We start from the raw sequence: 21,316 nt of genomic DNA on the forward strand, positions 1-21,316 counted from the left end.
TCCTTTCTAAAAAGTCCCATATGGGACTTTTATTTAATAATTGTTTTACATTTTGGATAAGCTGAACAAGCTTTAAATTCACCAAATCGTCCCTTTTTAATGACAATTGGACTACCACATTTTGGACAAACTTCATCTGTCATCACTGGTTCAGCTTTTTTTCGTTCATTTTTAATATATTTACACTCAGGATAATTTGAACATGCTTCAAACTTCCCATAACGTCCTGTCTTATAAATCATTGGACTACCACATTTTGGACATGTTTCTCCTGTATACTCAATCGTTTCAGGTTCCTTTTTAATATATTTACATGTTGGATAGTTAGAACAAGCAACAAACGATCCATATTTTCCTTTACGAATCACTAGATCACCACCACATTCAGGACATGTTTCCCCTGTTTTTTGTGGTTGAATCTGTTCCATCTTATCATAAGCATTTTCTAACAAAGGTTCAAACTTATCTTCAAATGTTGTTAAAGCATGAACATAATCATCATGTCCTTCAGCAATTTCATCAAGTTCTTTTTCCATTTGAGCTGTATATTCAACATTGATAATACTATCAAAGAATTCAACCAGCTTTTCATTTGTTAATAAACCTGACTCCGTTGGTTTAAATGCTTTATCAACAAGTTCAACATATTGTCTTGTTACAATTGTATCAATAATACTTGCATAAGTACTTGGTCTACCAATTCCTAAATCTTCAAGTTCCTTAATTAATTTTGCTTCACTATAACGAGCTGGTGGTTTTGTAAAATGCTGTGTTTTTTGAATATCCTGACTTAATAATTTTTCATCAACTGTCACTTCAGGTAGAATTTCATCAGTTTGTTTTTCATAAGCGCCATAAACTCTTAAATATCCATCAAAGCAAATAACTGAACCACTCGCTTTAAATTCATAACCATTATTATCCAATGAAAGTGTTGTAGCATTCAATTTAGCTGGAGCCATTAATGAAGCAATTGCTCTAGCATAAATTAAAGAATATAACTTATATTCATCACGACTTAAATACTCTTTCACACTTTCTGGAGTACGCATAATACTTGTTGGTCGAATACCTTCATGAGCATCCTGAACATTGTCTTTTTTCTTTGACACCTTCACACTACCGACATAGTCTTGACCAAACTTTTCACCGATATATTGCTTAGCTTCATGAATAAATCCTTCAGATAAACGAATCGAATCCGTTCTCATATACGTAATAAGACCGACAGTTTCATTACCAATATCGACACCTTCATAAAGTTTTTGGGCAATCATCATTGTACGTTTTGCTTTAAAATTCAACTTTGAAGATGCTTCCTGCTGTAATGTAGATGTAATAAATGGTGGTTTTGAAGCACGTTTCTTCTGTGTTTTCTTCACATCAGAAACACGAAACTCTTTATTTAAAGCCTCATAAACAGCATTTGTTTCTGCTTCATTATGAAGTTCAATTTTTTTATTGTGATATTTAGCAAGCTCTGCTTCAAATGTCACATCATCTTTTTCAAATTGAGCTTTGACTTTCCAATATTCTTCAGGAATAAAAGCTTCAATTTCTTTTTCTCTTTCACAAATCAATCTCAATGCAACTGACTGAACACGACCAGCTGATTTCGATTTAATCTTTTTTTGTAGAAGCTTAGAAAGCTTAAATCCAATAATACGATCTAAAACTCTTCTCGTTTCTTGTGATTTAACAAGATTTTGATCAATTGTACGAGGATTTTTCAATGCATTGATAACAGCATCACGTGTAATCTCATTAAAAACAATACGATTTGTTGAATTTTCATCTAATCCCAACACTTCTGCAAGATGCCATGAGATTGCTTCACCTTCACGGTCAGGGTCAGTAGCCAAATAAACATAATCAGCTTCCTTCACGCATTTTTTCAACTCTTTCACAACATCTTTTTTGTCTTTATTAATAACATAATTAGGCTTGAAATTATTTTCCACATCGACTCCTAAACCACCTTTTCCGGTAGTTGCCAAGTCCCTAATATGCCCTTTTGATGAAGTCACTTCAAAATCTGCACCTAAATACTTTTGAATTGTTTTTGATTTTGATGGCGACTCAACAATCACTAAATTCTTACCCATCATATTACCTCCTACGTGTTTTCTATTATTAAGTCTTTTTTTTGATTTGTCAACCATAATCTTCATCTTCCATAATATCCTGAGCACTTAAAACAAGTTTAGCTCCCTGTTTAATAAGCTCATTACACCCCTGATAATCATCAAAACGTCCTGGAATACAATAAATGTCTTTTCCTTGTTCTAAAGCATAGCCAGCTGTAATCATGGTTCCACTTTTTTGTTTTGCCTCACTTATTAATATACTGTAAGATAAACCCGCAATAATACGATTACGAAATGGAAACAGACGTTTTTGAGGAGCAGTTAAAAAAGGATATTCACTTAATACCAACTGATGTTCTTTCAGCTCCTCATATAATAGTCTATTCTCTTTAGGATAACAGTATTCAATACCTGTTCCAAGTACAGCAATGGTACGTCCACCATAGGCAATTGCATTTTGATGAGCTACAGTATCAATACCTCTTGCCATCCCACTGACAATGGTATACCCATTTTGAACTAAATCTTTCACAAACAAATGTGTTGCTCGTTTCCCATATTCACTCATATTACGCATTCCCACAACCCCAATCGTTTTTGTTTTCAACAATGATAAATCCCCATAATAATACAAAACAAATGGTGGACAGTTAATCTGTTTCAGCAATTCTGGATATTCATCACTAAAAATTGTTATGTAACGACAATTCATCCTTTTCATTAATTCTACTTTTAATTCTTCATCAACTCTTTCTTTATTCATTAAAGCTTTATAGATTTTTTGAAAATCCCCTTCATACTTTAAAGAAAAATACAATACTAATTCTTCCATATAATTATCCTCCTATTATTTATATACGCAAAAAATTGTCATTTTTCTTTTTTTCCATGAATTTTTTTCAAAAAATAAAAAACAATCAATTTTTCTATTGATTGCTTTGATCAACGCATTGAGAAAAATGCACTTCACAGAACGTAAGATATAATAATTTTAATATTTTTTACTTTGTAGTAAAAACATAGAATCTGATGATGTCTTTATTCATCAAATAAACTTAATTGTTGATTTAACATTTCAATAACTGGCTGAAAAGAACGTCTATGAATAGGTGTAACACCATATTTTTTGAGAGCTTCTTTATGTTGCTTTGTGGGATAACCCTTATGCTTATCAAAACCATATTCAGGGTATATCTTAGCATAATCCTGCATGATACGATCACGTGTCACTTTAGCCAAAATACTCGCTGCACCAATACTTAAAGATAATCCATCCCCTTTTATAATAGACTGATGTTCAATACTATCACCTAAAGGCATGGCATCTGTCAATGCATAATCTGGGCGAATAGATATATGTTCAATAGCATCCAGCATTCCTTTTTTACTAGCCTGATAAACGTTTAAACGATCGACATCTTCAACATCAATAATTTCAATTTGATAAGCTAATGCATTTTCAATAATAATACGATAAAGTTCTTCACGTTTTTTTTCAGTTAATTTTTTAGAATCATTAATTCTTTCATCATAATAATCTCGAGGGAAAATAACAGCTCCTACAACCAATGGACCAGCCATTGGACCACGACCAGCTTCGTCAAGTCCCACAATATAATGTTTTCCTAAATCATAAGCCATTTGCTCATATTTTAGTCGTTCACACATGTTGGATCCTCCCATGTGATTTTTCCAATGCTACCATCATTGACTTCACTAAAGAAAAGTTCCATAACACGATCATAATCCGTTTCCCCACGTAATGGTTTTATTTTTCTTATTTTTGCAATATGATCAAATGTATGAATAATCCAATCAGGATCATTTTCATCAATTTCTAATTGATAACGTTCTTTTAAAAGTTCAGGATAATGCTTAGACAAATAACGCATAGCTTCAATAAACAAATCATCTAAAGGTAAAATACTTTGTTTGATTGATCCCAATAATGCTATATTTTTGGCCACATGTTCATCATCAAGTTTTGGCCATAATACACCTGGTGTATCAAATAATTCAAAATCTTTAGCAATGCGAATAATTTGTTGAGCCTTAGTCACACCTGGTTTATTTCCTGTCACTGTAGCTTTACGATTTGCCAGTTTATTAATAAAAGTTGACTTCCCGACATTTGGAATTCCCAAAACCATAGCACGAATAGCACGTGGTTTGAGACCTCTGGCTTTTTCCTTTTCCATTTTATCTTTCAAAACAACACGGCATTTTTCAATAACTTTCTGGTATTCATTGAAATTCTTTAGATTCACACTCATAGCCTGATAGCCACATTTTTCATAATATTGAACCCACTGTTTGGTATACTGGTCATCTGCCATATCCTTCTTTGTTAAAACAATAAGACGAGGCTTATTTTTTGTTATCTCATTAATCATTGGATTTTTTGATGAATAAGGAGCACGTGCATCTACCAATTCAATGACAATATCAATAACTTTTATTTTTTCTGTTATTTCTCTTCTGGCTTTAGCCATATGTCCAGGAAACCAATGAATATTCATTTTTGATCCTTGATTAGCCATTTTCATCACCATCCTTTTTAATCAATCCATTGAATATCAGTAAATGGATAGATCACAAGTCCTTTCATTCCAACAAAATCATCAATAGTAAATGGTCCCAACTCTCGAGAATCAGTGGAACGCAAACGATTATCTCCCATCACAAAATATTCACCATCTTGTAAAGTGACTTCAAAGTCATCTGTAAATTGTTCAACATTATAAGTTAATTTTGATTCTTCAACAAAATCCTGATCTAAAAAATCTTGTTGAACAAGCTCATCATTTATATATAATTCATCATTTTCAAAACGTACTGTTTCATTAGGTAATCCTATAACACGTTTAATAATCTTTTCATTAAGCTGCTGACTATCAATCACTACAATATCAAAACGATGGATATTATCTTCTTGAATTCCCATGGCATTAATCATAGCTATACTATGATCATGTAATGTATTTTCCATTGAAATGCCTTCAATTCTTACTGGTATTACAACAAATTTAAAAATACCGATAGTCACAGCAATCACAACTATAATTTCTACAATAGAAACATAGAGTTTCTTTTTGTTCATTCTCATCGCTCCTTTTCTATGTACCTTTTTATTATACATTTAATAGGCTCAAAAGACTAGAAAAAAAGTATGGGACCATCCCATACTTTTTATTTACGAATTTCTTTAATTCTTGCAGCTTTTCCTGATAATCCACGTAAGTAATGTAATTTAGCTCTACGTACTTTACCAATTTTAGCAACTTCAATTCTATCAATGATTGGTGAATGAAGTGGGAAAACTCTTTCTACACCAACTTGGTAAGAAATTTTTCTAACAGTAAAAGTTTCAGAAATTCCTCCACCTTTTCTAGCAATACAAACACCTTCAAATAACTGAGTACGTGTTTTATCTCCTTCTTGAATTTTTACATAAACTTTTAAAGTATCTCCAGGTTTGAAATCTGGAATGTCGTTTCTTAATTGTTTTTTAGTAATTTCTTGTACTAATTGCATATTCATGATATGACTTCCTCCTTCACAAAATTTATCTTCGAAGTTCATACGTTATTTAACCAGCGGAGCTTCTGCGTCCAAAGACTAAGAAATATTATCATTTTTTATTATAAAAATCAATCTTTTTTTGTGATTTTTTCTAATATTTTTAATTCTTCATCAGTAAAGTTTCTAGTTTTTAACAAATCAGGGCGTTTCAAATAAGTTTTCTTTAAAGATTGTTCCAAACGCCATTGTCTAATTTTTTCATGATGACCACTCATCAAAACATCAGGAACACAGTTTCCATCATATTCATAAGGACGTGTGTATTGTGGATATTCTAACAATCCTTGACTAAAAGAATCATCTTCATGAGAAGATTCACGAATAGCGCCTTCCAATAAACGAATAATTGCATCACAACATACCATACTGGCAAGTTCTCCACCTGTTAAGACATAATCACCAATGGAAAGTTCCATATCCACATAGTCACGAATACGTTCATCAAATCCTTCGTAATGTCCACATATAAAAATCAAATGTTTTTCTAAAGATAATTGATAACTTAATTGCTGATGAAATGTCTGTCCCTGTGGTGACATTAAGATGACAAGACTGTCAGGAGTCGTCAGTGTCTTTAAACAATCAATAATAGGCTGACACATTAAAACCATACCTTGTCCCCCACCATAAGGATAATCGTCTACTTTTTTATGTTTATTATCAGCAAATTCTCTAAAATCATGAACGTGAACTTCCACAACCTGTGCATCTATAGCTCTTTTGATAATAGAAGTTTCTAAGAAACCATTAAACATTTCAGGAAACAATGATAAAATATCAATTTTCATTATAAAAATCCCTCTATTAAATGTACGTCTATACGCTTATTTTCTATATCTTCATCAACAATAAAAGCATCAACATAAGGAATCATAATTTTTTCTTTTCCCTTAACAACTAAAATATCATGATGATCATAAAGTTGAACATCTTGTACAACACCAATCAACTGACCATCATTATAAACCTGACAGCCAATAATATCACTGACATAATATTCATCATCACCTAATAAGTTTTCATCTTTATAAGCATAAAGTAAACATCCTTTATATTTTTCCACTAAATTAATATCACGGTGATTTTCAAAAGTCACTAACACATGTCCTTTATGAAAACGGTGTGAAGCAACTGTCATTTCTATAGTTTGGCCCTGATATTCCAGATAAAGTGTAGCCCCTTTTTGAAATCTTTCTTCAATAAAATCTGTTGATGCTTTGACTTTCAATTCTCCTTTAATGCCATGTGTATTCACGATTTTTCCAACAATGACTTGATTCATAATGTCCTCCTTGAATAAAAAATAGATGTGGAACCACATCTATTCTCCGTAAGATTCAAATTTGATGTCTAATTTTTGATGATTTAAACGTCCACTTACAGACATAAGTTGACGTATAGAATTAGCCATCATTCCTTTTCTACCGATTAATCTTGCAATATCACTTTTTGAAGCATAGACATATAAAACGATTGTATCTTCATCTAATGAAGGCATCTGTCTGACTTCTAATTTATCTTTTTCAATAACAAGTTCACTTGCAAGTTCCTGTAAAGTTTTGACGTAATCCACTTTATATCACCAGCTTATTTTTTTGCTTTTGAATCAGCAAATTTTTTCATAATACCTTTTTGGCTTAAGATATTTCTTACTGTATCAGAAGGTTGAGCACCTTTATTTAACCATGCTAAAACTTCTTCTTCTTTGATTGTGACAACAGCTGGATCTTGTCTAGGATCATAAGTTCCTAATTGTTCTAAGAAACGTCCATCTCTAGGCATTCTTGAATCTGCCGCTACAATTCTATAAAATGGTGATTTTTTTGCACCCATTCTTTTTAATCTAATTTTTACTGCCATAATCTTTCCTCCATTTATTGATTTTGCTTTCCTAGTATAACATATATTTGAAATGTGTCAAGTATTTTTACTTAACATCTTTTGTTTTGAAAGCAATAATATGTCTAACAACCTCTTTAAAGAGTAATCCAATGCAAGTAATAATGATTGTGAGAATGATTTGAGAATATGTAAGCATTGTGATGTGTAATAATTGATGGAATAAAAGGATAGCCAAAATAAATCCTAAAACCATAGTTACACAGACAAATAAACGTAATTTCGTCATTGGGAAACTTGAAACAATGACAGCCTGCATACTCATACATGCAAGTGCCAAATACATCATTGTGACACTTTGTTCCATAGGAATATGGAATAATGGTCGACCTGTATAAACAAGTAAAAAACATAATAAGACACCACAAGCATGAGGGAATGTATTTTTTAATACTGTTGGTAAGAACTGACCTTTGATTTTTTGTGTTTGTGGTTCTAACAATGTTAAAAATGATGGCCAAGCTTCAATTGCAAAGTCAATTAAAGTAATTTGAATAGGAATAAATGGGAATGGAATATTACAAATTGCACATGCTATTGTTAAAATAATAGAATAAATTGTTTTAATAAAGAAAACACTAGCAACTCTTGTTAAGTTATTAACAACTCGACGTCCTTCTAAAACAACTTCAGGCAAACATGAAAACTCTGAATTCAATAAAACAATTTGAGATAACTGTTTAACTGCTTCACTCCCTTCAGCAATCGCAATACTACAATCTGCCTCTTTTAAAGCCAACATATCATTCACCCCATCACCTGTCATTGCGACTGTATGACCTTGTCTTTTTAATGCTTCAACAAGCCATTTTTTCTGTTGAGGTGTCACTCTACCAAAAACTGAATATTGATTCACAAGTTCGTCCATTTGACTTTCACTATTTTGAACTTCACTTAAATCAATATACTTATCATAATTTTTCAATCCTGCCATTTGAGCAATCTTAGAGACAGCCAAAACATGATCTCCTGAAATAACTTTCACATCTACACCCTGACTATCAAAATACTGCAATGTTTTTTCAACATCTTTACGTATCATATCAGTTAAAACAATAGCCAAAACGGGTGTCACTTCAGGAAGGGGAGCTTTAGCATCAAGCTTATTTTGAGTATAGGCAATAATAATCACACGTTTACCATTTTCAATCTGCTGCATTAAAGATGCTGGAAGATTCTTCATTAAACGTTCAGGCGCTCCCATAACAATACTTCCATAATCATCAAATGTCATGGCACTCCATTTTCGTTGTGATGAAAAGGCAACCTTTTGACTTGGAACATATTTTTCATTCAGTGTAAAATGATCACATATCGCTTGATAAGTTGCATTGTTATCATCACTATAATGCAAATAAGAACCAAAATATTCTGTAAATGTATCAGATGATAAAGAAGATAAAAACTCTACCTTTTCAACTTTCATTTTTCCATTTGTTATTGTTCCTGTTTTATCCAAACATAATGTATCAACATGAGCAAGTGTTTCTAAAGAATAAATATCCTGAATTAAAATTTTCTGCTTGGCAAGTTTTGTGACCCCTGCTGCCAAACTTACACTCATCAATAGAACAAGGCCTTTTGGCAACATTCCTAACAAACCTGCAGAACTACTGATCACAGCCTGTGACAAAGCATCTTGTCTAAGAAAATAAGCTTCAAGAAATAAAATGATTCCTAAAGGAACAATCATAAAACTTGTCACTTTTGTTACTTTACGCATTGAATTTAATAATTCTGATTGTAATTCTTTTGCTTTTTTGACTTCATTTGTTAAACGTGATGTATAGTTATCTTCACCAACATGAATAACTTTTGCATAACATTTTCCACTAATAACACTACTTCCTGAAAGCAAATCACTTTCTTGATTTTTATGAATAGGATCAGATTCTCCAGTTAATAAAGATTCATTAGCTTCAATTTCACCATCAATAACAACACTGTCACAACAAATCTGATCTCCTGCTTCTAAAATCATAATATCATCCATTACGATTTCATCAACATGAATTGTCACTTGTTGCTGATCTCTTAAAACTTTAACATGAGGAATCATCAGCAATGATAACTCATCAACCAGCTTTTTAGCGTGTATCTCTTGAATAATTCCTATACAGACATTAGCAATGATAATCACAATAAAAACAAGATTTGACCAAGCTCCAACAAGCGCTAAAGCAATCGCAATTAAAACATTTAATAAATTAAATAATGTACAGATATTTTCGCGAAATATCTGACTATAACTTTTACTAATTGTTTTTTGTTGTCGATTAACTTCACCACGTTGCTGACGTTGTAGCACTTCACCATGAGTTAATCCTTTAATTTGTTTTTGATCCATTTTACTATCTCCAATCATTTATTTTCCTATAATACTATCATACTTTCTGTATAAATTCTTTTATTTTATATTTTTTTACATAGCTTCACAACATGCAAAAGCCTTATTGATTATATCATCAATAAGGACTTTTGGCTATCTTTTCTTTTTCTTCTTATGTCTTTCCTTTTTACGATTAGGATTAAAATTCATACGATTTTGTGGCCTTTGCGTAGGCATACCCGTTGTTGGATCTATATTTCCCATCTGTTTCATCATTTGTTTAGAAGCTTCAAACTGTTTTATCAAACGATTGACATCAGCCACACTACGTCCACATCCTTTTGCAATTCTTTCTTTACGTTTAGCATTTAAAATAGATGGATCACGTCTTTCTTCTAATGTCATGGAATATATAATGGATTCTGTTAATTTTAATTTTTTATCAGTATCTTCATCATTGATTTGAGGCATTTTTGGCATACCTGGAATCATCTTTAAAATACCAGATAAAGGTCCTAATTTTCTAACTTGATGCATTTGTTCAAGCATATCATCCAAACCAAAAGTACCACGTTTCATACGTTCAAATGTTTTCATTGTTTCTTTTTCATCATAAACATCTTGAACTTTTTCAACTAATGAAACAACATCACCCATTCCTAAAATACGATCTGCCATACGATCTGGGTAGAATAAATCAATCGCATCTAATTTTTCACCAGTTCCAATGAATTTAATCGGTACATGTGTAATATGACGAATAGATAGTGCCCCCCCACCTCGTGAATCACCATCTAATTTTGTTAGAACAGCACCTGTAATTTGTAAATGATCATGGAATGATTGAGCAACATTGACAATGTCTTGTCCTGTCAAAGCATCAACAACTAATAAGATTTCACTAGGATGAACAATATCTTTAATGTTCTGTAATTCATTCATTAAAGGTTCATCAATATGTAAACGCCCAGCAGTATCAATAAGAACAACATCATGATGATTCGCATAAGCATAATTCATAGCCTCACTGACAATTTGTTCTGCTTTCACATCTGTTCCCTTTTCAAAGACTGGAATATCTAATTGTTCCCCAAGCGTCTTTAACTGATCAACTGCAGCTGGACGATAAATATCTGCCGCAACCAATAATGGATTTTTACTATATTTTTTAGATAATAATTTTGCAATCTTTCCAGAAGTTGTTGTTTTCCCAGAACCTTGCAATCCAACCATCATAATAACTGTTGGTTTTTTTGATAAATCTAGTTCACTGACTGTTGTTCCTAATAATTCAACCAACTCATCATGAACAATCTTGACAACGACCTGTCCAGGTTTTAATGAACCTAAGACATCCTGTCCCAAAGCTTTTTGTTTCGTATTCGCAATAAATTCTTTAACAACTTGAAAATTCACGTCTGCTTCTAATAAAGCCAATCTAATTTCTCGAAGCATCTCGTCCATATTTTCTTCTGTTAAAGTTGCTTGTCCTCTAATCTTTTTTAAACTCTCCTGCAATCTTTCAGAAAGCGATTCAAAAGCCATATTTTATCCTCCTATATCTTCTTTAACATTTCTAAATAATCTTGCATTTGTTGATTATCAATTTGCTGATTTTCAATTTTTTGAATCAAAGCCATACGCTCAATATGCTTTTCCATCAAATGAAGTTTTGACTCATATTCTTCTAATGAAGCTACTGCTCGTTTTAGCTGATCATATACAGCATTACGAGAAACCATCAGGTCTTCAGCAATTTCAGACAAAGAAAAATCTTCTTCATAATATAACGATAAATATTGTCTTTGTTTATCTGTCAATAAATCACCATAACAATCCATCAACAAATTCACACGTTGTGTCTTTTCTAAATGTGATGTCATATTATTTCTCCAATAATCCTTTGCATAAACCATAGATATATTGTTCAAGATCAAATTCCTGTAAATCATCCATTTGTTCACCTAAACCAACAAATTTAACTGGAATATTTAAAGCATCTTTAATAGATAAAACAATACCACCTTTAGCAGTTCCATCCATCTTTGTTAAAACAAGACCTGTAATATCTGTGATTTTAGAAAATTCCTGTGCCTGTGAAACTCCATTCTGTCCTGTTGTCGCATCAATAACCAAAAGAGTTTCCTGTGGTCCCTGTGGTACAACACGCTTTATGATACGATTCATCTTTTCTAATTCGTTCATGAGATTCACTTTATTTTGTAAACGTCCGGCTGTATCACAAATCAAAACATCCACTTTTTGTTCTTTTGCACGTTTTAAAGCATCAAAGACAACTGAAGACGGATCTCCACCTTCTTTACCTTTCACACATTCAATACCTAGACGTTTAGCCCAGACATCTAGCTGATCAATGGCCCCAGCTCTAAAAGTATCACCTGCAGCAACCATGACTGTCTTGCCTTCATTTAGCATCATATGAGCCAACTTAGCAATCGTTGTCGTTTTCCCTGCACCATTAACACCAATCATTAAAATAACTGTTAAATCTTCATCATCATAATTGATTTTTGTAGTCATATAGGAATCATTAGCATAAATGACAAACATCTTATCAATAATAATTTCATTAATTTCTTTAGGATCTTTGATGTTTTGAAGACGAACTTCTTTTTTAATTTCATCCACAATTGTCATAACCATATTGACACCAACATCACTCATAATCAAAATATTTTCCAGTTCTTCAAAATAATCATCATCTATTTCACGATAACGTGCTGCTAATTCATTAATTTTTGATGAAAATGAAGAATTAGACTTATCCAAACCAGCTACATATTTATCATTTTGTTTCGCTGACTTTCCTACTAATGTTTCTTTGATTTTACTAAAAAAGCCCATAAACATCCTCCTCAAACTGATTGACATATCATAAAGATAACACTTCTTGATGATATGTCAATATTTTTTCATCTATGATGCCGTTTGTGCCAAATCAATAGCATCCTTTAATTTCACACTCACAAGTTTTGTCACACCTTTTTGTTGCATAGTAGCTCCATATAACAAATCACATTCTTCCATTGTTCCCTCACGATGAGTGACAACAATAAATTGTGTCTGATGAGAAAACTCTCTTAAATATTTGGCAAAACGTTCTACATTCGCAACATCCAAAGCGGCTTCAACCTCGTCTAAAATACACATTGGCACTGGTCGCACACGTAAAATAGCAAATAGACATGAGATGGCAATCAATGCTTTTTCTCCTCCCGAGAATAAAGTAATATTCTGGACTGCTTTTCCTGGTGGCTGTACATCAATGTCAATTCCTGTTTCTAAAATATTATCAGGATCACTATATTTCAATTCCGCTTTTCCACCACCAAAAAGATTTCTAAACACAATATTAAATTCATGATTAATCTTTTCAAATGTTTCACTAAAACGTGAAACCATGATTTCATCCATTTCATCAATAGCTTTTAAAATACTATCCTGAGCATGAATAAGATCTAAACGTTGGTGATTTAAAGTTTCATAACGTGTAGACACTTCTTCATAATCTTCAATAGCCTGTAAGTTGACATGTCCCAAAGAATCAATCTGATGTCTTAATAAACGTACTTCTTCTTTGGATTTTTGCATATCAATATCACGAGCATATTCTTCACTGGCAAATTCATATGTCATCTTATATTCTTCATTTAAACGCTGTAAATGATTTTGCAGTTCTGTTTCCTGTTTGGCTTTATCAACCTGCTTTTGTGTCATATCGTTTTGAATGTGTCTTAAATGAGCTCGTGTGACTTTCAAAGTATCTTCCAGCTGATCATTTTCATTAACAAAACTCATACGCAATTCTCGCTTAGCCTGAATACTTTCAGTTAAACGATCTCTTCTTTTTTTAGCTTCATTTAGCTCTTGAAGCAATTGATTATCTTGCGTTCCTTTTTCAATCTCTGATAATTCAACGCTTTGATGTGTTAAACTTTCATATTCACTTTTGGCAATCTGTAATTCACTTTTCTTATTTGTGACAACCAACTCCAATTTAGCAAATGACATCTGTTTTTGTAGAAGATTATGAGAAATTTCTCTTGCTAAATTATCTAATTCATTAAGTTTGGCTTTCTTCATTGTGATATCTTGTTCACTTTGACGAATGGTTTCCTGTAACAATTCTAATTCACGTTTATTTGTTAAAAGTGATGAAGATTGTTTAAAACTTCCTCCAGTTAATGAACCACCCACATTGATGACTTCACCAGCCAAAGTTACAATTTTATATCTGGCATATGTTGCTTTTGATAAAAGAGATGCATTTTCTAATGTATCAGCTACAATCACATGTCCTAATTGATTCAAAACAATCGTTTTAATTTTATCAGGATATCTCACAAAATCACTCATAACACCTAAAAAACCTTGTGTATTTTGACATACCAGTAAATGTTCTTCTCGCAAATGTCTTTCCTTCATTGTTGTAATAGGTAAAAATGTTGCACGTCCTGATTTATTATTCTTTAAAAAATGAATAGCATGTCTCGCATCTTCATCACTATCAGTCACAATAAACTGCACTGCATTTCCTAAAGCAACTGCTAAAGCTGTTTCATATTCTTCTTGAGTTTCCAATAAATCTCCAAGTACACCTACAATTCCATTCATGGAATCTTTAGCTTTTATAATAGAACGTACACCATAACTATACCCAGATTTGTTTTCTACCAAATCAACCAGTTGCTCTCTACGGTGACGGTCTTGATGCAATTTTAAATTAAGATTTTCAATATCCTGTCTTAAAGCATTCATCTGAGCACGATTTTTTTCCTGAGAAGCTTCCAAAGTTAATTTTTCTTCCTTTGTTTCATTATAACGATTAACACGATCATTATATTCACTAATAGCATCTTGTAAAATGGCTTTTAACTGTTCCATACGTGCCTGTAAATCTTCTTTGTTAGTTGTCTCTAAAATATGTTTACGATTAGCATCAATCTCAACTTTTTGTGTTTCTAATTGATTAACATTGTTCATAGCTGTTAAAAGTTGGCCTTGAAGTCCATTGACTTCCTGATCCAAATCAAACATCTTTTTCTTTAAGCTTTCATTTTGTTGTTCATTAATTAAGATTTGTCCTTCAATTGTCACTTTTTCTTTATCCAGTAAATCTAAAGATTGATTTAAATCCTGTAAAGATTGAGATAAAGTTTCAATTCCTTTTACCAGTACACTTACTTCAATAGACTGTAACTGTTCTTTTAAATCCAAGTAAATTTCAGCTTTTTCCTTTTGACGTTTTAATGGTGAAATCTGTTTTTCTAATTCCAAACAAATATCTTCAACACGATCCAAATTATCCTTTGTTCTTTCTAATTTTCGAATCGATTCAAGCTTTCTTTTTTTATACTTTGCTACACCTGCTGCTTCTTCAAACATTCCTCTTCTTTCTTCAGGCTTACTATCAGCGAATGAAGAAATATTTCCCTGTGAAATGATGGAAAGTGAATCTCTTCCTAAACCTGTATCCATAATTAAATCAACAATATCTTTTAAACGACATGGTTCCTTATTAATTAAATATTCTGCCTCATTATTTTGACGATATAAGCGTCTTGTTATTTCTACTTCATTATAATCAACATTCATAAAACGATCTTCATTATCAAATACAAGTGTCACTTCAGCAACATTTTGTGCCTTACGGTCTTCACTACCATTAAAAATAACATCGGACATATTAGAACCACGTAATGATTTCACTGACTGTTCACCTAATACCCATCTGACAGCATCGCTGATATTCGATTTTCCACAACCATTAGGACCAACTATCCCAGTAATTCCTGGTTGAAATTCAATGACTGATTTATCGGCAAATGATTTAAAACCATGTAATTCAATTCTTTTTAAATACATAAATCAATTCCTTTCTAACCATGATTTTCTTTTTTTATAAGTCTTTCACTAATATGAAATGATTTATTCTGAGGCAAATGAACGGTAAAGCGACTGCCTCCTTCTTCTCTTGATATAACATCAATACGTCCCTTATGTAAATCAACAATTCTTTTTACAATAGATAACCCTAATCCATTGCCTTCTACACTTCGTGATTTATCTTGACGATAAAAACGTTCAAAAATATGTGATATAGCTTCTTTGCTCATACCAACACCCGTATCCTCGATACTGACTTCCACTTCTTTAGATGTTTTCTTGATATGTACCATGACAACTCCATTATCTTGTGTGTATTTAATCGCATTGTTGATCAAATTAATCCACACTTGTTCTAAACGTGACTCATCTGCTTCAATACGAATATCATTTTTAGGTATTTCAAATTCTATTTCAATATTTTTACTTAACGCAAAATTATCTTGTGTTTCAATAACACGATTTAACTGTTCAATTAACGAGAACTCACTGATTTCTAATTTAACATCTTCACCATCCAATAAAGTTAACTGTAACATATTTTTAGAAAGTGTAGATAAACGTTTACTATGAAATAAAATGATATCTGCATATTTTTGACGTTGCTCATCAGTTAATTTTTCATTCTTTAAGATTGTCGCAAAACCTTGAATAGCCGTTAAAGGCGTTTGAAACTCATGTGAAACATCAGATATGAACTGTTGACGTGTTTCATCCTGCTTGGCAAGCTGTTGAGCCATTTGATTAAAACTGCGATTTAAACGTGCAATTTCATCCTTACCAGTATAATTAACACGAACACGATAATTTCCTTTTGATAATTCATTTGTTGCTTTAGTTAAACGTGAAATAGGTTTAACAATAATATCAGCAATGACTAAAAATGTGATACTTCCAGCAACAAGCATACAAAAGACAGCTATTAAAGCAGAATCAAAGAAAATCATTTCCCTTTTACTCATATCTTTTTGAACATAGACAATATAATTTTGATTTTTAACTTCAAAAGATTTTGCATAAATACGTATAGATGAATCTTGTAAAATAATACTTTGTCCTATATTTTCTCTTAAAACATCTGCTTCTTCATGAGAGAGATGTTCTCCTTTGATATTTCCATAAGTCTTTTTTTGACCATTACTTTCAATATAAAAACTCACTTCTGAAGTTGAGGCATAACCCTGTAATATTTTATCTAAATCATCTCGATCTATTAATTGAATAAAATCTTCTATAAGTTCTGTTGAATTTTTAAGTTCTTCAACAGCCAGTAACCCCAGTTCATTTGCATTTTTACGCAATGAAAAATATCCAGCAATTGAAAAACTAAATAAAATACTGACTAAAAATCCAATAATCAGCTTCCCATAAATGGATTTCATGGTTCAACCTCAATCTTATATCCTAATCCCCTTACTGTCACAACTTTAAATCCAGGCAAATGTCCTAAATTTTCACGAATACGTTTAATATGAACATCTACAGTACGATCAAATCCATCATAATCCATTCCCCAAATTTTTTCAATTAACTGTTCACGAGTAAAAATCTGATTAGGATTTTTCGCTAATTCAAAGGCCAATTCAAACTGTTTTAAAGGCAAATGAATTGTTTGATCTTTATATCTGATTTCATATTTATCTCCATCAAAAACCACATCATGTAAAGTCACAATATTCTGACTATTGATACTATATCTTTTTAAAATTGTTTTCACTCTTGCTAAAAGTTCATCAGGATCAAATGGTTTTGTCACATAATCATCTATTCCTAATGAAAAACCTCTTAATTTATCTGCTGACTGTGATTTGGCAGTTAACATAATAACGGGAATGTCTTTCATTTCCTTCATTTCCTCTACCAATTGAAATCCATCCATCACTGGCATCATAATATCAACAATTGCTAAATCAATATATTCATTTTCTAAAAGATGTAAAGCTTCCTCTCCACTGGCAGCCTGAACCACTGAGAATCCCTCTTTATCTAAATAAAAACGGATCAATTCTCTAATATGTTCTTCATCATCAACTATTAAAATCTTTGATTTCATAATCTTTCCACCTCAATTCATTTTGTAATTATATCATAATTATGCGTGAATTCCTATATTTATTGTTATTCCCTTATGAAATATACCAAACTTTATTCCATAATAAAAACAACACATCTGTGTTGTCCTTATTTTATCTTTTTAGGATGCAAAAATGACTTTCTTTTAATCACTTTCATTAAATCATTTGCACCCTCAATATGAGCATCCAGTGCTTTTTGACACCAGTATTTAGCATCTTTTAAAGAAACCTGTGTTCCTTGTCCATACGTATATGCTCTCGCAAGATTGAGATAAGCGTGTCCATTATTAAGGTTGGCAGCTTTTAAAAATAATTCAAAAGCCTTTTTTAAATCTTTGCTGACGCCATCTCCTTCTTTATAACAAACTGCCAGATTATTCATGGCTCCTGCATGTCCACAATCAACAGCCTGCTGATAATAGGTGATTGCTTTTTGTTTATCTTCAAACTCTTTACCAGCTTCAAAATCATATAGCACAGCCAGATTATAAAGCGATGAAGCATGATTCATCTTGGCGGCATGTTGAAAATAATCAATCGCTTTTGAATAATCCTGTTGAACACCTTTTCCATCTTTATACATATTTCCAAGTGCATAATAAGCGCGTGGTGATTGCATATCAAGCGCCTTTTGATAATATTCTATAGCTTGATCATTAGATTGTTTCAATATGCCCCATTCATACATTCTCCCCATTTCGACATATCCATCTGCTATACCATTTTGACCAGCCAATTCATAATATTGTACAGCTTTTTCTATGTCCACTTCAATTCCTAAGCCATCTTCATAGAAACGACCAACATGATATATAGCTCGAGCCCATTGATTTTTGGCTGCTTTTAAATATAATTCAAAAGCATGTGATAAATCGACCTTTGTCCCTATACCATTTTCATAACATGAGGCTTCATTGCAAATGGCAGGCGAATAATTAAACTTTGCACTTTGATGATAAAGCTGTAAAGCTTTTTCTTCATCCTTTTGACATTCTAGTCCCAATTCATACATGACACCCAAATCACATAAAGCTCTTGGATATCCTTTTTGAGCTGATAATTCATAATAATATTTGGCCTGAGCAAAATCCTGCTCGACACCGATTCCATGTTCATAACAAAAAGCCAAATTACATTGACAGACTTCATCATTTAGTTGTGCACCTTGTTGATAATATTCAAAAGCTTTCGTTAAATCAACCGGCACTCCTCGACCTTCTTCATAAATAAGACCTAAACCACATAAAGCACGTGGATTATTTTGTTTAGCAGCCTCCTGATAGTATTGAATAGCCTTAGACATGTCCTGTTCAACACCAATTCCATCTTCATAACAGTATCCTAAACGCCATTGGGCAACATCAAATCCTAAATCAGCTGCCTGTTGATAACAGGAAATAGCCTGAGATAAATCTTTTTCAACTCCAATACCGAGTTCATAACAGCAACCTAAATTTGTTAAACCACGCAAGTTTCCAGATTCCGCCGATTTTTGATAACACTCTACAGCCTGTTGTTCATCTTTTTGACAGCCAATCCCGTTTTCATAATAGTAACCTAAAGTACACAAAGCGGCTCCATCATGTAAATTAGCTGCCTGTTGATAATAATCAAATGATTTTTCTAAATCAACATCAACGCCTAATCCTTCATCATAGAAATAACCTAAACAACAAAGTGCACGAGGATATTGATATTGAGCAGCCTGCTCATACCATTTTCTAGCTTCCTGATAATCAGGTTGACCGTCAACGCCCTGTTCATATAAATAAGCCAAGTTACACATAGCTCTTAAATGTCCTTGTTTTGCAGCTAACAAATAAAAGGTTTTGGCTTTTTGTAAATCAGGTTCTACCCCAATTCCCACTTCATAGCAATATCCTAAATTACATTGCGCCACATCATAACCTAAATCAGCAGCTTGTTGATAAATCTCTATAGCCTTTGACAAATCCTGCTCAGTTCCAATACCAGCTTCATAACAATAACCCCAGTTTGTCATACCATGTAAATGACCTGCCTTGGCAGATTGACGATAATATTCAAAAGCTTTGGCTGTATCTTTTTTTGTTCCTATGCCCATTTCATAGTAGTATCCTAAAGTACACATAGCTTGTGCATCTTGATCATTGGCAGCTTTTTGAATATATTCAAATGCCAGCTTTTCATTTTTTTCTATACCTATTCCTTTTTCCAGATAATAGGCATACTTATTGATAGCTGGATAATAGCCATAATCCGCACTACGCTTAAGATAATCCAAGGCTAATGCAGGATGTTCATCTTCAATCATATGTCCATAAGCCATCATAGCACGAGGATATCCCATATTCGCACTAAGTAAATACAGTTCTTTTGCTTTTTTTAAGTCAACAGGAGTTCCAATTCCCATTTCATAGCAATATGCCAGATAACAATGAGCAGGTGCATAATTTTGTGACGAAGCCTGCTGATACCAATACACAGCCTGTTCACTATCCTGTTTAACACCTTCACCAACTTCATAGGCAAAACCAACTTGAACCTGTGCAACAGGTAGTCCATCTTTGGCACCATCCAAGCACCATACAAAAGCTTTTTCAAGATCTTTAGCGACACCTATACCATATTCATAGCAATATCCAATGCTATATTTAGCTTGTGTATATCCTAAATCTACTGCCTGTTTATAATAAGTCATGGCTTTCATTTCATCTTTGAGCGTTCCATAACCAAAGCAATAGCATTCTCCCAAATAATAAACAGCTCGAGGATATTGATCTTGGGCAGACTTTTCAAAATATTCAAAAGCCTGCTGTAAATTGCTTTGACAGCCTATCCCCTTTAAACAGCAATAAGCATAATTACAGGCTGCCAGACTATCACCTAAATCAGCAGCCTGCTGATAAAAAGCAACTGCCTGTTCCTTATTGACTTTTGTTCCTAACCCCACTTCATTCATATATCCAAGTGAACAAATAGCTTTGGCATGTGAACGATAAGCTGCTTTTTCAAACAATTGATAAGCACGATATTCATCCTGAACTCTATCCTGTCCATTCATATATTGTAGACCTAATTGAAACAATTCATTGGTAGATAAAAGCTGATCGTTATCTTCCTCTAGTGAATATCTTGACAACAAACAGATATCAACACCTTTGGCTTCAGATCCATCTTCAATATAATAATGTTCTTCTTCTAAATAAGGTGAATGTGTTAAATCAGGAAAATCCAAGATGTCATATTTATTCATCAATTCATAAACTTCATTTTCCACATCTTCTTCTAAGCAAAATAAAGTTTTCACTTTCATTAAAGCATCATTGCCATAATCATCTTTCAAATAGACCCATGCCATATCTGTATAAGTGATGGCAATAAAATCTATTTTCCATTTCCCAAATAGAGGTTCATACATTTTTAAACGTTGAAATAATTCACCCATAATCTTCCTC

18 protein-coding genes are annotated in these 21,316 nt (G+C 32.5%); all 18 read right to left on the bottom strand.

Annotated elements, in window-relative coordinates:
- Nucleotides 1-29: 29 nt before the first annotated feature.
- Nucleotides 30-2,105: a type I DNA topoisomerase gene (gene topA, locus B5E87_RS00570; RefSeq protein ID WP_087242895.1), complete on the bottom strand. Its 2,076-nt coding sequence runs from the start codon at nucleotides 2,103-2,105 to the stop codon at nucleotides 30-32.
- Nucleotides 2,106-2,154: 49 nt separating this feature from the next.
- Nucleotides 2,155-2,919 carry a DNA-processing protein DprA gene (gene dprA, locus B5E87_RS00575; protein WP_087242897.1) on the bottom strand — a complete coding sequence of 255 codons (765 nt, stop codon included), beginning with the start codon at nucleotides 2,917-2,919 and terminating at the stop codon, nucleotides 2,155-2,157.
- 206 nt (nucleotides 2,920-3,125) lie between these two features.
- A complete protein-coding gene (locus tag B5E87_RS00580) occupies nucleotides 3,126-3,755 on the bottom strand; it encodes a ribonuclease HII (protein WP_087242899.1) in 630 nt (209 codons plus the stop codon).
- On the bottom strand, nucleotides 3,740-4,627 hold the full coding sequence (gene ylqF, locus B5E87_RS00585) for a ribosome biogenesis GTPase YlqF (protein WP_224759470.1): 888 nt from the start codon (nucleotides 4,625-4,627) through the stop codon (nucleotides 3,740-3,742). The genes B5E87_RS00580 and ylqF overlap by 16 nt, the downstream gene beginning before the upstream one ends.
- Nucleotides 4,628-4,644: 17 nt before the next feature.
- Nucleotides 4,645-5,187, bottom strand: a complete 543-nt coding sequence (gene lepB, locus B5E87_RS00590; protein ID WP_224759469.1) for a signal peptidase I — start codon at nucleotides 5,185-5,187, stop codon at nucleotides 4,645-4,647.
- Nucleotides 5,188-5,276: 89 nt separating this feature from the next.
- Nucleotides 5,277-5,627, bottom strand: coding sequence for a 50S ribosomal protein L19 (gene rplS / locus B5E87_RS00595; protein ID WP_087242903.1), 351 nt, complete (start codon nucleotides 5,625-5,627; stop codon nucleotides 5,277-5,279).
- Nucleotides 5,628-5,737: 110 nt separating this feature from the next.
- Nucleotides 5,738-6,457, bottom strand: coding sequence for a tRNA (guanosine(37)-N1)-methyltransferase TrmD (trmD, locus tag B5E87_RS00600; RefSeq protein ID WP_087242905.1), 720 nt, complete (start codon nucleotides 6,455-6,457; stop codon nucleotides 5,738-5,740).
- Nucleotides 6,457-6,951, bottom strand: a complete 495-nt coding sequence (rimM, locus tag B5E87_RS00605; RefSeq protein ID WP_241146939.1) for a ribosome maturation factor RimM — start codon at nucleotides 6,949-6,951, stop codon at nucleotides 6,457-6,459. The genes trmD and rimM overlap by 1 nt, the downstream gene beginning before the upstream one ends.
- 39 nt (nucleotides 6,952-6,990) lie before the next feature.
- Nucleotides 6,991-7,242 (bottom strand): KH domain-containing protein, encoded by a 252-nt coding sequence (locus B5E87_RS00610; protein WP_087242907.1) that lies wholly within the window; start codon nucleotides 7,240-7,242, stop codon nucleotides 6,991-6,993.
- 14 nt (nucleotides 7,243-7,256) lie between these two features.
- Nucleotides 7,257-7,529 carry a 30S ribosomal protein S16 gene (rpsP, locus tag B5E87_RS00615; protein WP_087242909.1) on the bottom strand — a complete coding sequence of 91 codons (273 nt, stop codon included), beginning with the start codon at nucleotides 7,527-7,529 and terminating at the stop codon, nucleotides 7,257-7,259.
- 67 nt (nucleotides 7,530-7,596) lie between these two features.
- The gene (locus B5E87_RS00620) at nucleotides 7,597-9,915 is read right to left on the bottom strand and encodes a cation-translocating P-type ATPase (RefSeq protein ID WP_087242911.1); all 2,319 of its coding nucleotides are present in this window, start codon (nucleotides 9,913-9,915) and stop codon (nucleotides 7,597-7,599) included.
- A 135-nt stretch (nucleotides 9,916-10,050) separates the two neighbouring features.
- Nucleotides 10,051-11,442, bottom strand: coding sequence for a signal recognition particle protein (gene ffh / locus B5E87_RS00625; protein WP_087242913.1), 1,392 nt, complete (start codon nucleotides 11,440-11,442; stop codon nucleotides 10,051-10,053).
- Nucleotides 11,443-11,453: 11 nt separating this feature from the next.
- On the bottom strand, nucleotides 11,454-11,780 hold the full coding sequence (ylxM, locus tag B5E87_RS00630) for a YlxM family DNA-binding protein (protein ID WP_087242915.1): 327 nt from the start codon (nucleotides 11,778-11,780) through the stop codon (nucleotides 11,454-11,456).
- 1 nt (nucleotide 11,781) lies between these two features.
- Nucleotides 11,782-12,762 (bottom strand): signal recognition particle-docking protein FtsY, encoded by a 981-nt coding sequence (gene ftsY, locus B5E87_RS00635; RefSeq protein ID WP_087242917.1) that lies wholly within the window; start codon nucleotides 12,760-12,762, stop codon nucleotides 11,782-11,784.
- 72 nt (nucleotides 12,763-12,834) lie between these two features.
- Nucleotides 12,835-15,783 (bottom strand): chromosome segregation protein SMC, encoded by a 2,949-nt coding sequence (locus tag B5E87_RS00640; protein WP_087242919.1) that lies wholly within the window; start codon nucleotides 15,781-15,783, stop codon nucleotides 12,835-12,837.
- A 14-nt stretch (nucleotides 15,784-15,797) separates the two neighbouring features.
- Complete coding sequence (locus B5E87_RS00645; protein ID WP_087242921.1) at nucleotides 15,798-17,186, bottom strand: sensor histidine kinase; 1,389 nt, start codon at nucleotides 17,184-17,186, stop codon at nucleotides 15,798-15,800.
- On the bottom strand, nucleotides 17,183-17,857 hold the full coding sequence (locus B5E87_RS00650; RefSeq protein ID WP_087242923.1) for a response regulator transcription factor: 675 nt from the start codon (nucleotides 17,855-17,857) through the stop codon (nucleotides 17,183-17,185). Before B5E87_RS00650 ends, B5E87_RS00645 begins: the two co-directional genes overlap by 4 nt.
- A gap of 128 nt (nucleotides 17,858-17,985) precedes the next feature.
- Complete coding sequence (locus tag B5E87_RS00655; protein ID WP_087242925.1) at nucleotides 17,986-21,306, bottom strand: SEL1-like repeat protein; 3,321 nt, start codon at nucleotides 21,304-21,306, stop codon at nucleotides 17,986-17,988.
- Between the last annotated feature and the right edge of the window lie 10 nt (nucleotides 21,307-21,316).

This window comes from Massilimicrobiota sp. An142 (assembly GCF_002160725.1).
In the GTDB taxonomy this organism is placed as follows: Bacteria; Bacillota_I; Bacilli_A; order Erysipelotrichales; family Coprobacillaceae; genus Allocoprobacillus; species Allocoprobacillus merdigallinarum.